This window comes from Rhodomicrobium udaipurense JA643 (genome assembly GCF_000636015.1).
GTDB lineage: Bacteria > Pseudomonadota > Alphaproteobacteria > Rhizobiales > Rhodomicrobiaceae > Rhodomicrobium > Rhodomicrobium udaipurense.
The window spans coordinates 14146-27294 of the sequence record NZ_JFZJ01000041.1; the positions used below are offsets into that span (position 1 = coordinate 14146).

At 62.2% G+C, this 13149-nt stretch carries 15 protein-coding genes; 6 read left to right on the top strand and 9 right to left on the bottom strand.

Going from position 1 to position 13149, the window contains the following annotated elements:
• The 3 genes from T281_RS08085 to T281_RS17620 form a co-directional block, all read right to left on the bottom strand.
• A complete protein-coding gene (locus T281_RS08085) occupies positions 1–1131 on the bottom strand; it encodes a class I SAM-dependent methyltransferase (RefSeq protein ID WP_052037257.1) in 1131 nt (376 codons plus the stop codon).
• Between the two features lie 9 nt (positions 1132–1140).
• Positions 1141–1677 carry a CoA-binding protein gene (locus T281_RS08090; RefSeq protein WP_037237040.1) on the bottom strand — a complete coding sequence of 179 codons (537 nt, stop codon included), beginning with the start codon at positions 1675–1677 and terminating at the stop codon, positions 1141–1143.
• A gap of 115 nt (positions 1678–1792) precedes the next feature.
• Positions 1793–2533, bottom strand: a complete 741-nt coding sequence (locus tag T281_RS17620) for a S24 family peptidase (protein WP_052037258.1) — start codon at positions 2531–2533, stop codon at positions 1793–1795.
• 301 nt (positions 2534–2834) lie between these two features.
• Between T281_RS17620 and T281_RS08100 the strand changes: the two genes are divergently transcribed.
• The 3 genes from T281_RS08100 to T281_RS08110 all read left to right on the top strand — a co-directional run bounded on the left by T281_RS08100 (position 2835) and on the right by T281_RS08110 (position 4690).
• Positions 2835–3350 carry a GcrA family cell cycle regulator gene (locus tag T281_RS08100; protein ID WP_081796676.1) on the top strand — a complete coding sequence of 172 codons (516 nt, stop codon included), beginning with the start codon at positions 2835–2837 and terminating at the stop codon, positions 3348–3350.
• Complete coding sequence (locus tag T281_RS08105; RefSeq protein ID WP_037237006.1) at positions 3347–3973, top strand: hypothetical protein; 627 nt, start codon at positions 3347–3349, stop codon at positions 3971–3973. The genes T281_RS08100 and T281_RS08105 overlap by 4 nt, the downstream gene beginning before the upstream one ends.
• Before the next feature lie 255 nt (positions 3974–4228).
• A complete protein-coding gene (locus tag T281_RS08110; protein ID WP_037237007.1) occupies positions 4229–4690 on the top strand; it encodes an MgtC/SapB family protein in 462 nt (153 codons plus the stop codon).
• 56 nt (positions 4691–4746) lie between these two features.
• On the opposite strand, the gene T281_RS08115 is transcribed toward T281_RS08110, so the two are convergent.
• From T281_RS08115 to T281_RS08130, 4 genes are all read right to left on the bottom strand, one after another.
• Positions 4747–5232, bottom strand: a complete 486-nt coding sequence (locus T281_RS08115) for a CreA family protein (RefSeq protein WP_037237008.1) — start codon at positions 5230–5232, stop codon at positions 4747–4749.
• 109 nt (positions 5233–5341) lie between these two features.
• Entirely contained in the window at positions 5342–5791 is a 450-nt protein-coding gene (locus T281_RS17625) for a DMT family transporter (protein ID WP_245269185.1), read from the bottom strand.
• Between the two features lie 181 nt (positions 5792–5972).
• On the bottom strand, positions 5973–6764 hold the full coding sequence (locus T281_RS08125; protein ID WP_037237015.1) for an N-acetylmuramoyl-L-alanine amidase: 792 nt from the start codon (positions 6762–6764) through the stop codon (positions 5973–5975).
• Positions 6765–6812: 48 nt separating this feature from the next.
• Positions 6813–7529, bottom strand: a complete 717-nt coding sequence (locus T281_RS08130; protein WP_037237021.1) for a TerB family tellurite resistance protein — start codon at positions 7527–7529, stop codon at positions 6813–6815.
• A gap of 283 nt (positions 7530–7812) precedes the next feature.
• Here T281_RS08130 and T281_RS08135 point away from each other — a divergent pair, with 283 nt between their 5' ends.
• The gene (locus T281_RS08135; protein WP_037237053.1) at positions 7813–9177 is read left to right on the top strand and encodes a TrpB-like pyridoxal phosphate-dependent enzyme; all 1365 of its coding nucleotides are present in this window, start codon (positions 7813–7815) and stop codon (positions 9175–9177) included.
• A 54-nt stretch (positions 9178–9231) separates the two neighbouring features.
• Here T281_RS08135 and arfB read toward each other — a convergent pair whose 3' ends face one another.
• The gene (arfB, locus tag T281_RS08140; RefSeq protein ID WP_037237027.1) at positions 9232–9654 is read right to left on the bottom strand and encodes an alternative ribosome rescue aminoacyl-tRNA hydrolase ArfB; all 423 of its coding nucleotides are present in this window, start codon (positions 9652–9654) and stop codon (positions 9232–9234) included.
• Positions 9655–9829: 175 nt separating this feature from the next.
• Here arfB and T281_RS08145 point away from each other — a divergent pair, with 175 nt between their 5' ends.
• Positions 9830–10231 (top strand): YchJ family protein, encoded by a 402-nt coding sequence (locus T281_RS08145; protein ID WP_037237055.1) that lies wholly within the window; start codon positions 9830–9832, stop codon positions 10229–10231.
• A 29-nt stretch (positions 10232–10260) separates the two neighbouring features.
• Here T281_RS08145 and T281_RS08150 read toward each other — a convergent pair whose 3' ends face one another.
• On the bottom strand, positions 10261–10917 hold the full coding sequence (locus T281_RS08150; protein WP_162173141.1) for a response regulator: 657 nt from the start codon (positions 10915–10917) through the stop codon (positions 10261–10263).
• A gap of 1244 nt (positions 10918–12161) precedes the next feature.
• On the opposite strand from T281_RS08150, the gene T281_RS17630 reads away from it, so the two are divergent.
• A complete protein-coding gene (locus tag T281_RS17630) occupies positions 12162–13076 on the top strand; it encodes a L,D-transpeptidase family protein (RefSeq protein ID WP_162173142.1) in 915 nt (304 codons plus the stop codon).
• The last annotated feature ends 73 nt before the right edge of the window (positions 13077–13149 follow it).

A 13149-nucleotide genomic window follows, 5' to 3' on the forward strand; every position in this document is an offset into this window, starting at 1 on the left:
TCAGCCTCCTTTAACGTGCTCGCCATAAGGCGGCGGTGGCTCCGATATGCCACGCGTCCATGAAAGGATCTTGAAAAGCGCGCCCATCTGCGCTGGATCGACGAGCCGAGCGATGCTCTGCGCGATGGCACGCGCCTCCTCCGCCGAAGCGCTGGCAAGCAGCTGGTTCGCGCGCGCTTCGACGCCGAGACGCAGAAGCCATTCGCCCATCGCCATCGGCCCGAATACGACGAAGCCCGCTTCTTCCGCAAGCCGCGCGAGCCGCGAAAAGTCCACATGCGCGGTGAGGTCAGTCTCGCCCGGCGCGTCGAACAGCCCGGCGAACTTGTGGCGGCGCACGGCTTGCAGCGTCTCACCGAAGGCCGGTTTTGCGTAGCCGTAATCGATGACGAGTGCCGCAAGCGGAGCGTCGACCGCGCGCGCCGCGAATTTGGCGAGAAGCGGCCCGACGCCGGGGCAGTGTTCGAGGATGTCGCCGTCGCGCGGTTCACCATAAGAGGCGGCTGTCAGCGGCGGCTGCACAACGTCCGCCGCCGCCGCGAGACGGAAAGCGCCGTTCTCGAAAGCCACAACGCGCTCCCGCCAAACCTTGCCCGCGCCGTCGAATGCGAACTGGCGGACGGGCAGGCAGTCGAGAAATTCGTTCGCGATGACGATGGCGGGGCCGCTCGGCACTTCGCCCATGTCGCCATGCCAATGCAGCGGAACGGGAACGCCCGCGAGCGTCGCCTTCTGCGCCTCGCGCAGCACCTCGGAGCTTTCCACGAGATGCACCGCGATGCTTTGCAAAAAGCCGGGCATAACGCGGGCGGCCCGAAGCGCATCCGCCATGAGCGTACCGCGCCCCGGCCCAAGCTCGACGAGACGCACCGATTGCGGCTGGCCCATCTGCATCCAGACTTGCACCGCCCAGAGGCCGACCAACTCGCCGAAAACCTGCGAGATTTCCGGCGCGGTGATGAAGTCTCCCCCGCGTCCGAGCGGATCGCGCTTGCGGTAATAGCCGTGCTGGAGGTCGTAAAGGCACGCTTCCATATAGTCGTGAAGCGGGATCGGCCCACGCTCCGCAATGTCGCGGCGAAGTTTCAGCGCGAGCGGCGTCAAGCTCGAATCGGAGGCGTCAGACGGCATGCAGCCGTTTTACGATTTGTCGGGGCGGATGGAAAGCTGCTGGTAGCCCTTGCCGAGGATGATGGGTTTCCGGCTTGAGATGCGGTTGTTGTTGACGCCCACCCAGCCGATTTCGCCCGACAGCCTGCCATATTCGATCTTCGGGCAGCGGTTCATGACGACCTTGAGTCCTTCCCTCTCTGCGAGCCGGGCCGCCTCGTCATTGCGCACCCCGAGTTGCATCCAGATGACCTTGATCGAAAGCTTGTCTTTCAGCGCGATCGTTTCTTCCACAATGCCTTGCGCGGCTCCCGAACTGCGGAAGACTTCGACCACGTCCACCGGCTCGGTCAGATCGGCGAGGCTGGCGAAAACTTTCTGGCCGAGGATTTCCCCGCCCGCGTGTCCCGGATTGATCGGGAAAACCCGGTAGCCTTTCGCGAGCAGATACTTCAGCACGAAAAAACTCGGGCGAACGGTGTTCGCGCTCGCGCCGACCATGGCGAAAGTCTTCGCATCGTGAAGGATGCTCGCGATGTAGGTGTCGGGATAGGTGTCGTGGTTCATGTGCTCGCCTGCCGCAGTGGACTCCGCCATATAGTGCCCGGCGCTGCTTTTCAAGCGCGCCGCTCGGCTTTTGCCCGCTGTTCTCGGAACGGGTCGCGGCGGAAGATCCCCACGCTCACCCGAGGCGCGGCCGCTGCGTCGGCGTTGAGAGATCGAAAACGCGATGGATGCTGCGGCACACCCCGATGATCTGGCCGGGCGAAATGCTGGAAATGCGGATCGTGCGAAAGTTGGGGTTCAGGGGCACGAGATCGATGATGATGGAGCCGTCCTCCGCGCGCCCAACCTCGCGATAGAGACGAAACAGGGCGGTCTGCTCCTCGGGCACGAGCGCCAGCACGAAATCCGACGGCGACGGCTTTGCGTCGAGGTCGATCAGCGCCTTGTCGCCCGGCTCGAAGGAGACAGGCTCATAAGGGTGCGACATCGACTTGTCGCGGATGTCGATGAAGACGCAACGGCCGGGCAACGCCTCCTCGCCGAAGACCGGCATGGCCATGGAGGATGCGGGCTCGGATCCTTCAGCGATACGTTTCAATTCATCCATGTTATCGAGCGCTAGCAAGGGTATGTGGCGGATCGTCGGTGACGATAACGCCTTCACCCCTTCATTCTTATTTAAAGCAGATCCTTTTCCGAAATATAAATAATCTACCGTGACGCCAAATGCGGCAGCAAACAGGATGGCCTGTTTCGGCGGAACCGCACGCTCGCCGTTCTCATAATTCATGTAGCGGCTATAGCCCCAGCCGAATTTGCGGACCGCGTCGCTCGCCTTGTCATACCCAGCGTCGATGCGCGCTCGCCGAAGGCGATCCGCAATCGATCTGAGTTCGTCGGGGGTCCAATCTCGCATCTAACTTTTGCCTACCTACACGTACTGTGTAACACGTGCGAACGTGACATGGTGAGGGAACGTAAGAGTTTGATCTGATTCGCAGGTCTTTGTGATGCAACCCGCTTGCATAGCGATCAAGCGGCGGCGTGCCGCTCCCGTTAACATCAATTCCAACATGAACTTTTTTTCCTTCGCCTCTTCCGTAGGGCAGGGGCGCCGCCGCTCTTATCCAAAACAGAATAGCACTTACGATAATTTTACACGTTTTGTGTAGGTTTCCACACCGAAGCGTTCACTCTTTCCCAATGTTGTGCCCAAGATGTGTAATCTCACCCCGCTTCGCCTTCCACGCGCCGAAGCGATGCAGGCCCCCCAAGCCCTTCCTGCCCTTGCTCTCTCGCGTTTGTCGCAACCCGCGCCCCAACCGATCCACGGACGGCGGCGCTGGACGACGGGCGACCTGACCGAAATCATTGCAGCCCTCGCGACACTCAGGACAAGCGATATCGCGAGAACGCTCGGCGTCAATCCAAAGGCGCTGCGCTCTCTCCTTCGCCGCAACGGCATCAGCCTGCGCGCGTTGCGCGAACATGCCCGGCGGGACGAGCCGCAAGACGGCGGTCTCATCGTCCGGCGCTCGGTCGCAGGACCCTCCGCGATTTACGGAGCCGCGGCGCTTGAGCATCTGCCCGACGGCGCGTGCCGCTGGCCGCTTGGCGATCCCGCGGAGCCGGATTTTTCGTTCTGCGGATGCAAGGCCGAACCCGGCCGCTCGTACTGCAAGAAACATTGGCAGCTGGCTTTCCAGCGTCAGGAAGAACCGAGGGGCGCATGACAGAAGCGAAAAGCCGCCGTGACCTATCCGACGGCCCGTCGCCCTGGCGACGCCAGCATACCGCGTTCACGCGCGATGTGCTGACACCGCCGAGCGCGCCCGTCGTCGCACGCCACCGGGCCCGACCGATCCTGACCCCGCACGAAATGCGGCTTGCGATCCTGGAAGATGCGGCGGGAAAACCGGAAGCCGTGCGCATCCGCTCCCTTCGCCGCCGCTTGACCGTGCTGGACCGCGCGCTCTCCGACCGCGAGGCGGAAGCGCTCGAACGGTTATCGTCCTGCATCGCCGCTCTCTCCAATGCCGGTGCGGTCAATTACCTCAGATCGGAGGTGCGCTCGCCGCCATCGGGTGGCCGCGTGCCGTTCGGCGAGAGGCAGCGGCGCGAGATTGCGGGCGTGAGCTACGTGCTGAGAGGTCTGGGTGCGGAAGATCGCGCGGCGGTGCTGCGGCTCGTCGCGCTTCTCGATCCGGGCTACAGCGGCGTTTTCAAGCCCGACGAGCCGTTCGTGGCGGGCGTGCGAAAAGCGGCGGCGGCGGCCGTTCTGCTCTACGACGCCTTCGCGGTTGCGCCTCGACAGCGTGGCGAGCCGATCGAGCCAGAGACGGCGCGAACGCCTTGAGGGGCTTCGTGCTTGGGCGGCAAGGCGTCAATGTCTCACGCCGGGCGCAAACTCGGCTTTACGCGGCGTGATGCTCCGCCCGTCCCTCTCGCGTTCCGAATGCCCCGCTTCGTCAGGCGGAGTGCAATCGGCGGCCGTCTCATGCGCGGCAATTCGACTCCGGGTACGGAACTCTTTGCGGGACCGCGTTTTGCCGTCCCGCCCGCAGTCGTGGCGCGAGCACTGTCTTTTCCAGCCGCTCCCGTGGAGGTTCGCATGATCGACTGGCCCGATGCCGTCCTGCGCCTCACCGCGGCTGCGGCTGTCGGTGCGGCCATCGGCCTCGACCGTGAAGCGCGCGGCAAGCCGACCGGCGTCCGCACGCTCTCTATCGTGGCGCTCGGCTCGGCGCTGGCGGTGCTTCTGAGCGAGCATCCCTCTGGCGTTCAGGCGGATGCATCGAGCCGGGTTATTCAGGGCGTGCTCACCGGCATCGGCTTTCTGGGGGCGGGCGTGATCCTTCGCCGCGATTCCGGCGACAAGGTTCGGGGGCTTACCACCGCCGCCGCCATCTGGTTCACCGCATGCATCGGGATGGCGTGCGGGCTCGGCGCATGGCCGCTTGTCGTCACCGCCGCCGTGCTGGTAGTGCTGATACTCACGCTCGGCAAGCGGCTCGAACGCCTGCTCGTTCCGCAGGACAACAAGGACGAGAAACACCCGCCCGGCAGCGCTTAACCCACGCTGGGACCTTTCCTCACTGCGCAAATCGAGCCCGATTTACGCCGGCCGATCTACCGCGCCGCCCACGGCATGACCGGCACCGTGGATATCGAGTTCTGAGGCGATCCCTCGATCAGCTTGTCGCTGATGGCCACATACACAAGCGTGTTCCGCTTCTTGTCTACGGTACGGTAGACGTGCGTCTTCTTGAAAAAGATGGAGGTGCGGTCGGAGTAGACTTCCTCGTTCTCGCCGAGCTTTCCGATATCGACCGTGATCGGGCCGACCTGACGACAGGCGATGGAGAAGCGGCTCGGATCTTCCGCGAGTCCGATGGTGCCGCCGAGGCCACCGGTCTTCGCCTGCGCGATATGGCAGGCGACGCCCGGCACTTTCGGGTCGTCGAACGCGCTCACGCACACCTTGTCGTTCTTGCCGATGAGGCGGAATGCCGTGCTGATGCAGCCGATATCGTCGGCCCGAGCGGCACCGCCTGCCAGCGCCGTCAGCGCCAGCACCGCGCTAATCAGCAGTTTCCCGCCCACATTCCATTTCATGCAAACCTCCGCGCCCCTGGACCGTCTCCATATCGTTCGCCGTTAGCGAAACGCAAAGGCGCGCTGCTTTATCCGCATTCATGGGCGGTGTGTGAAAGCGGGAAGCGCGCTAAGCCGCGTGACTTTTCAGCTTGGGAGCAGCCGGAGCCAACTTCGGCGCGGGCAGGATCGCGACGGGACGCACCACCAAATGCTCGGCGCGCTCGGCGATGAGGCCGTCTTCCGCTTCCGGCTCGGCGCGCTTCGTGAGGTGATCGGTGCGGCTGATGAAGTAGACGCCCGCGATCACGAGAGCGATGCCGAGCATCTGCACGGCGTCCACCGATTCTCGCAGGAAGATCGCCGACATTACCGCCACGCAAACATAACTCAGTGCCGTAACCGGCTGCGCGAAGCTCAAATCCGCGTTGGCGAGCACGACCATCCAGTTGAAGAACTGCAAGGTCATGATCGTGATGACGACGAGGAACAGCGGCTCCTTGAAGATCGCGAAAAACGAGGCGTCGTCCGGCAGATCGAGAACCGCCGTCTTCCAGAAAATCTGGATTGCGGAATCCACGACGATCGCAAGGACGAGGCCGAATGCTACCTTTAAGGGCAATTTGCGCGGAATAATCATCCGGCATTCATAGCCCGGAGCGGCTAACGCCTCAACGGGCCACGGGTATTTCCGCCCGCGATGCGGCGTTTCGGCCACAGGTTGGTTGCATGAGGCTGCGCAGCCGCACCGTGCGCCCTCATCAAAAAGAGCGTGCGTCGGTTTCCGGCAGCGCCTCAATCAGGGCGTCGAGCGTCTTCAGCGTCGATGGGTCTGCGCGCCCGTCCACCAGTGCGGGCCGGAAATGGCGCTGGAACGCCCTCACCACAATCCGCGTGGCGTCATCGTACGCGCCCGTGACATCGATGCCGTAGCCATAGGCCGCGAGCTTCTTCTGCAACTCGCGCACGGCAGCGCCACACGATCCCGTGTCGAGCGCGTCGCCTTCCACAATCGGCGCGGGCTCGACCCAGTGGCCGATGCCGCCAAGCGCCAGCCACGCCCAGTTGAACTTCTCGCCGGGGTCGTCCTTGCGGGCGGGCGCGATATCCGAATGGGCGAGCACGTGACGCGGCGCGATCCGGTTGCGCGAAACGATGTCGTGGCAGAGCTTTTCGACGGCGAGCATCTGCGCGCGCGGAAAGTCAGGATAGCCGAGGCCGTGGCCGGGATTGTGGATCTCGATGCCGATGGAGCGGGAATTCACATCGTCGCGGCCTTCCCACATGGAGAGGCCCGCATGCCAGGCGCGCAAGCCCTCCGGCACGAGCTGCGTGATCGCGCCCGCCTCGTCCACGACGTAATGGCAGGAAACGCCCGACTCGCGGAGCGCGAGCCAGCGGATGGCCGCCTCTGCGCTTTCCATGCCCGTGTAATGCAGGATGAGGATATTCGGGGCGGAGCAGCCGCGTCGGTCCTCCCGGTTTTCGGCGGCGACGATGCGCGACACGAGGTCAGAATCGGGCTGGAATGCGGTTGGGATTTCGGATGTCATGCTGATGATACGCTACGCTTTCTGAGGCTTTGCCGCCCGTTCTTGCTCCTAAATCGCGTGACGGGATTGCCGGATCTCATCATAGGCGGCGTTGATGGCGGCGAGTTTCTTCGTCGCGATCTCGATGAACTCGGCGGGCACGCCGCGCGCGATGAGCTTGTCCGGGTGATTTTCCGCGACGAGCTTGCGATATTTCGCCTTGAGGTCCGCGTCGGAGATATTCGGCGACACCGAAAGCACAGTGTAGGGGTCGTACAGGTCGCAGCGGAAATGCCGCCCCCGAATGCCCATATAGTCTATATGGGTGAAGCCGAACTCCTTCGCTACGTCGGCGAGAAACTGATCCTCGGCGGGAAGCAACTGGCCATCGGATATGGCGATGTGGAACAGGCCGTCGAGAACGTCTTCGAGCAATTGCCGGTCGTTGCGAAGGAGGCGGCCAAGCTGGCGCGCATACATCTCGAATCCCGCAACGTCCTGCTTCGCGAGATTGAAGACGCGCGCAACGTTGTGCTCCTCGCCCGGCGGGATCTTGAACACTTCCTTGAAGGCCTGAATCTCGCTGATCGTGACGACGCCGTCGGCCTTCGCCATCTTCGCCCCGAGCGCGATCACGCCCATGGTGAAGGCGACCTGCCTGTCGTGCCCCGAATCCGAAAGGGTTCGATCGACCGCGTGCCCCGCCACGCCGCCGAACAGCGCCCCGAGCGGCCCGCCGAACGCGAGGCCCGCCGCCGCTCCGGCAAGTTTTCCCCAAATTGACATCGTTTCGGACCCAGCCGCCAAGGCGAAGTTGCAGCAGGTACTCTAGCCGAAACCGGGTTGAAAAAGAAAGGGGATAGCGCCGCAGGAGCTTTCGCAGTCTATCGCGCTCTGGAAGGAGCCCAAACCTTCGTCTTTTCCCAGTTTGGGCGCGCCAGAGAGATTTCCATTGCGCGGACGATGCCCGGCCGTGCAATTCCATCATGGAAGCTGCCCGCCGCAAAGTGCCACGGTTACGCCCCCCTTTGCTCGTGTATGGTGCCTAAAAATGAAGCAGGAAAGCCGCATGAGCAACCAACTCAAATACGTTCTCGACGAAACGCAGATCCCGAAATTCTGGTACAATCTCACGGCCGACCTGCCGGTGCCGCTGCCACTCGTGCTGCATCCGGGCACCAAACAGCTCGCCGGCCCCGCCGACCTTGAGCCGCTGTTTCCGATGGCGCTCATCGAGCAGGAGGTGACGAGCGAACGCGAAATCGAGATCCCCGAGCCGATCCGGGATGTCTACCGCATGTGGCGGCCGTCGCCGCTCTACCGCGCGCGCCGTCTCGAACAGGCGCTCGGCACGCCCGCGAAGATCTACTACAAGAACGAGGGCGTCTCGCCTGCGGGTTCGCACAAGCCGAATACCGCCGTGCCGCAAGCCTGGTATAACAAGGAAGCGGGCATCCAGCGGCTTTCCACCGAGACGGGCGCGGGACAATGGGGCGCGTCGCTGGCTTTCGCAGGCGCTTTGTTCGGCATCGACGTGACGGTGTTTCAGGTCCGCGTGTCCTACGATCAGAAGCCGTATCGCCGCGCGCTGATGGAAACCTACGGCGCGCGCTGCATCGCTTCGCCGTCGGACCAGACCGACTCCGGCCGCGCCATGCTCGCGCTGGACCCGAACAGCCCCGGCTCGCTCGGCATGGCCATTTCGGAAGCGGTGGAGATCGCCGCCAAGGACCCGGCTGTGAAATATGCGCTCGGCTCGGTTTTGAACCACGTCATGTTGCATCAGACGATCATCGGCGAGGAAGCCATCAAGCAGTTCGAGATGGCCGGCGACGACCCGGATGTCGTGATCGGCTGCACGGGCGGCGGCTCGAACTTCGCGGGCATCGCGTTCCCGTTCCTCGGGCTGCAACTGCGCGGCGGCCGCAAACGGCGCATCATCGCGGTGGAGCCTGCCTCCTGCCCGACATTGACGCGCGGCACCTATGCCTACGATTTCGGCGATACCGCGCACCTGACGCCGCTCATGAAAATGCACACGCTCGGCTCGACGTTCATGCCGCCCGCGACGCATTCCGGCGGCCTGCGCTATCACGGCATGGCGCCGATGGTTTCGCATGTCCTTGAACTGGGCTTGATCGAGGCGCGCGCCTATCACCAGAAGGCGTGCTTCGATGCGGGCGTGCAGTTCGCGCGCTGTGAAGGCATCGTGCCCGCGCCGGAGTCGACCCATGCTGTGCGCTGCGCGATCGACGAAGCGCTGCGCTGCAAGGCCGAGGGCAAGGCCGAGACGATCCTCTTCAACCTGTCGGGCCACGGCCATTTCGACATGGGCGCTTACATCAACTACTTCGAAGGCCGGATGATCGATCAGGATTACGACGAAGGCGCGCTTGCGACGGCCCTTGCCGTACTGCCCGCCGTGCCCGCGTAATCGCTTGAAACCAACCCTGCGGCGTCGAGTTTCGGCGCGATGCCGCAGGGATTCCTAATCGCTGGTGCCGGGTGCCTGCCGCTGGCGCTTGACGTCGCTCCGCTTCGATTTACCGGCGAGCCGCCGCTGCTTCGAGCCGAAGGTTGGCCGCGTCGGCCTGCGCACCGGACGCTCGATGGCGGCCTGTCGGATCATGCGCACAAGCCTGTCGACGACATCCTTTCGGTTCGCCTCCTGCGTGCGGTAGCTGCCGCCCGTGAGCACGATCTCGCCGTCCTTCGTTAGCCGCGATCCGGCAATGCGCTCAAGACGAAAGCGCACGGCCTCCGGCAGGCTCGGCGAGCGGCGCGCGTCGAAGCGCAACTGCGCGGCGGTCGAAACCTTGTTGACGTTCTGGCCGCCGGGACCGCTCGCGCGGATGAACGTCACGGCGATCTCGCCCTCGTCGAGGTCGATCCTGTCCGTAATCGCGATCATCCCGATTCCCGCCCGCGTGGTTGTGGTGCTTTGTCGCCCGAAATGGCGCCCTTGCTTGTAGCTTAACTTCGTCGTCTTCGATACGGATTACGAAACGCGGCAGCGCGCGGTGCCGATGGCGAAATTACCTTTCGCTATTCATGAGCATGGGCGCAAACGGAAGGACACGGCCGACATGAAAGAGGAAAAGACGTATCGCGGTCCATGTCCCTGCGGCAGCCTGTTAAGCTATGAGCGCTGTTGCCAGAGATTGCACAACGGTGAACCGGCAGCCGACGCCGAGGCGCTGATGCGGTCCCGCTACACGGGATTCGGGCTGAAGCTTCAGGACTATCTGCTCGAAACCTGGCATCCCACCACGCGCCCCACGGATCTGGACGTTGAGGCGTCCGCGCGTCGCTGGCTGGGCCTGAAGGTGACGCGCCATGAGGCGACCGGCCCGGATACCGCCGATGTCGAATTCGTCGCGCGTTACAAGGCGAAGGGCCGCGTGTGGGAAATCCGCGAAACAAGCCACTTCGTCCGCGAGGAAGGCCGCTGGTATTATGTCGACGGCGACTTCGAAAAGCAGCCTTGATCCGTCATCGTTCGAACTCGCGGCGCGCCTTACGCCGCGAGCTTCGACTGGACCGCAGCGACGAGAGCGCGCGCGTTGAACGGCTTCGAAAGCACGACTTCGCTGGCGGCTCCAAGCTGCTCGGTGACGGCTTCCGGATGAGCGGTGATATAGATGACGTCTGCGTGGATCTGCTCGCGGATCGCGTTCACCACATCGATGCCGGTCTCATCCCTGAGCCGATAATCCGCGACGATCAGCTTCGGGTGAGACAAGCCCACGATCCGCAAAGCTTCCTCACGGTTTTTTGCGATGCCAGCGACGGAAAGGCCGAGCGTCTTGATGATCTTCTGGAGATCGAGAGCGATCATGGCCTCGTCTTCGATTATCAGCACTGCGGGCTTCGCGCGCAATTCCAGCAGCGAAGAGACGTAGGCCCGGCGAACGGCGGCCTCGGTCATCCCCATTATTTCGCCCACGTCGCCGTAAGAGAAACCCATGACCGCCCGAAGTGCCACAATCTGGCGGCGCTGGTGCGGAAGCTTCATAAGTTCGGTGCCGATACCGCACCCTCCGCTGAAGCGCACCTCAGCGAGAGGCGCACTCGACACGGCAGCTTCGTTTACCGCGCGGTAAAGGTTGAATCTCGACGATCCGCCGTTGATGGCTTGCGCTTTCAAAGCTTCAACAATGGCAATACGGCTCAATTGCCTGTTTCCCAGTATGCAAGAAGCATATCGAAAAATACTTTTTAAAAGTTCGCTGGAGACTGCATCGCTCATAATCGAACGGATCCTCACTAAACGTCCCAAGCATTGGCTCGGCTAGGATATGCGACCATACTGGAGATGAAAGTGTAGGAGAAGCTGAAAGTTAATCTCGGGTTGGTGCTCGCGACGCCGTTTGCGCAAAAAAAAGCGCCGGTGCCAGGGCAAGGGAGCACCCTGAGCAACCGGCGATTGAGTTTCCCGTTCCAACTTGGGTCACGTCACGCCAATCCGACCATCACGGCTTGCGAGGCGTACCAGCTGTTAAAGCAATTATCGCGCCAAATAATTTGGCATACAATATCGCCGCAACCGCTCGCTGCGGCGTATCCGCCCGTTTATCGCGGAGCCCGCAAAAAACGGTTGAACGACGGCGGGCATTTGCCAATTTGGCGTCGCGCGGGGGGCGCGCTCCCATCAACGCGCCCCGCGGCTGCGATGTGTCGACGCCGCCCGGTCGGGAGGTGGTGCGCAAAATGCGCGCAGGCCGCCGAACAAGAGAGCAGTTTTTACGCTCCAAATATCTTTTTTCACGCGTTCCCATAGATTAACGGCAATTGTCAGGTTTGCTTCTGGCCGTCTCCTAAGTAGCTCGCGAACCGCAAGCGACATAGCAAGCTATAGTTTAAGTGAGACGTCTTGAGCGGTTTGTTTCCTCCCGAGCCTGCAACGCCATTTTTCATTAGCGATTTCAAGGTATTGGGTAGACCCCCGATGGGAATCCGCGCAGCGCCGCGAAGAGCGATTCAGGCCCGCTTTTCTGAAGCAAAAGCCCGGGGCCAAAGGTTACTGAATCGTGCCCGGAACATATTGCCTTGCAAATTCAATGTTCGGGAGCTACAGTCCAGGAATTAAAGCAGGTAAATTCTTTAAATAAAATTCTATTAAAAGCTTTAAATAATTCGTTTTCCGGTGGTCATACTTAGATCACATTTCGATTCCGGAAATGAAGCTTGAGCCTGTTCTTGACATGACTTGGAACAGCTTCAAACCGCCACTTGGCGTGAGCGCTAGTCTGGCGTAGTTTACAAGGAGTGAAGATGCAGTATCGTTTAGTGTGCGTGCTGGTAAGCGCGATCGCCTTTTGCCTGGCTTCCTTTCAGGGAGCCTCCGCCACAAGCCGGGACGCGCGCGGCGCGGTTGAGAAGGAGAATGCGCTCGCAGCTGAATTCGAAGGCAAAGGCATGAAGCTCGGTTCCCCCGTCTTCATCCGCATCTACAAACAAAGCTCGACGCTGGAACTCTGGGTCGAGAAAGGTCCACGCTACGAACTCTTCAAGACCTACGGCATTTGCAAGTTTGCCGGTGGCCTCGGTCCGAAGATGTACGAAGGCGATCGCCAATCGCCCGAAGGTCTATACCGGGTGGAGTGGGACGACATGATTGGGCCCAATCCCCGTTGGCATCGCGCCATGAACATCAACTATCCGAACGCGTTCGACAAGATGAACGGCCGTAGCGGATCGAGCATCCTCATTCACGGCAAGTGCTCCTCGACCGGCTGCTTCGCCATTCAGGATGTGAATGTCGAGGAAGTTTACGACGCGGTTCGTGCGGCTCTCCGCGGCGGCCAGTCACATGTGCCCGTGCTCGCGCTGCCCTTCCGCTTTGCGAAATACGCTCCGGAATTGGATGATACGCGCAAGCTGAACGAATTCTGGTCCGATCTGCGCCGCGCCGACCTTCTCTTCGACCGCGATCGCCTTCCGCCCATGGCCTATGTCTGTGACAACCGCTATTATTTCGCCGACCGCCGCGGCGACAAGGCCCGCCACGCGGTCCAGCTTCCGGGCTGCAAGCCCCTCGAAAAGCAGCGCCCAGCTCCGCGACAGGATGAGGCCAGCAACGCATCGGACAACATCAAGCCGGTGGGCATCGATCAGCAGCCCAAGCCTGAAGCTCCCGCTGCCATGCCGACCATGCCCACGCTTCACAAGGTATCCAACGAAAACGGTCAACGCGGCAGCCATGTCCTGAAGGCCGCGATCAGCAGCAAGATTTGTCCGCTGAAGTTCCCGCATTGCAAGCAGCACGCGAGCGCGCATGTGCGCTTCGCCAAGCTGACGATCAAGGCGGGCGCCGAGAAAACGGAACGCTGATCGCCGGGGTTAGCCCCTGAGGTTAGAAGAAAAAGAGCGCCCGCGGGTTTACCGCCGGGCGCTTTTTCCTGTC

Coding starts and splice junctions, on each gene's coding strand:
- T281_RS08085 (WP_052037257.1), bottom strand. CDS start 1,131: ATGCCGTCTGACGCCTCCGATTCGAGCTTGACGCCGCTCGCGCTGAAA.
- T281_RS08090 (WP_037237040.1), bottom strand. CDS start 1,677: ATGAACCACGACACCTATCCCGACACCTACATCGCGAGCATCCTTCAC.
- T281_RS17620 (WP_052037258.1), bottom strand. CDS start 2,533: ATGCGAGATTGGACCCCCGACGAACTCAGATCGATTGCGGATCGCCTT.
- T281_RS08100 (WP_081796676.1), top strand. CDS start 2,835: ATGTGTAATCTCACCCCGCTTCGCCTTCCACGCGCCGAAGCGATGCAG.
- T281_RS08105 (WP_037237006.1), top strand. CDS start 3,347: ATGACAGAAGCGAAAAGCCGCCGTGACCTATCCGACGGCCCGTCGCCC.
- T281_RS08110 (WP_037237007.1), top strand. CDS start 4,229: ATGATCGACTGGCCCGATGCCGTCCTGCGCCTCACCGCGGCTGCGGCT.
- T281_RS08115 (WP_037237008.1), bottom strand. CDS start 5,232: ATGAAATGGAATGTGGGCGGGAAACTGCTGATTAGCGCGGTGCTGGCG.
- T281_RS08125 (WP_037237015.1), bottom strand. CDS start 6,764: ATGACATCCGAAATCCCAACCGCATTCCAGCCCGATTCTGACCTCGTG.
- T281_RS08130 (WP_037237021.1), bottom strand. CDS start 7,529: ATGTCAATTTGGGGAAAACTTGCCGGAGCGGCGGCGGGCCTCGCGTTC.
- T281_RS08135 (WP_037237053.1), top strand. CDS start 7,813: ATGAGCAACCAACTCAAATACGTTCTCGACGAAACGCAGATCCCGAAA.
- arfB (WP_037237027.1), bottom strand. CDS start 9,654: ATGATCGCGATTACGGACAGGATCGACCTCGACGAGGGCGAGATCGCC.
- T281_RS08145 (WP_037237055.1), top strand. CDS start 9,830: ATGAAAGAGGAAAAGACGTATCGCGGTCCATGTCCCTGCGGCAGCCTG.
- T281_RS17630 (WP_162173142.1), top strand. CDS start 12,162: ATGAAGCTCGGTTCCCCCGTCTTCATCCGCATCTACAAACAAAGCTCG.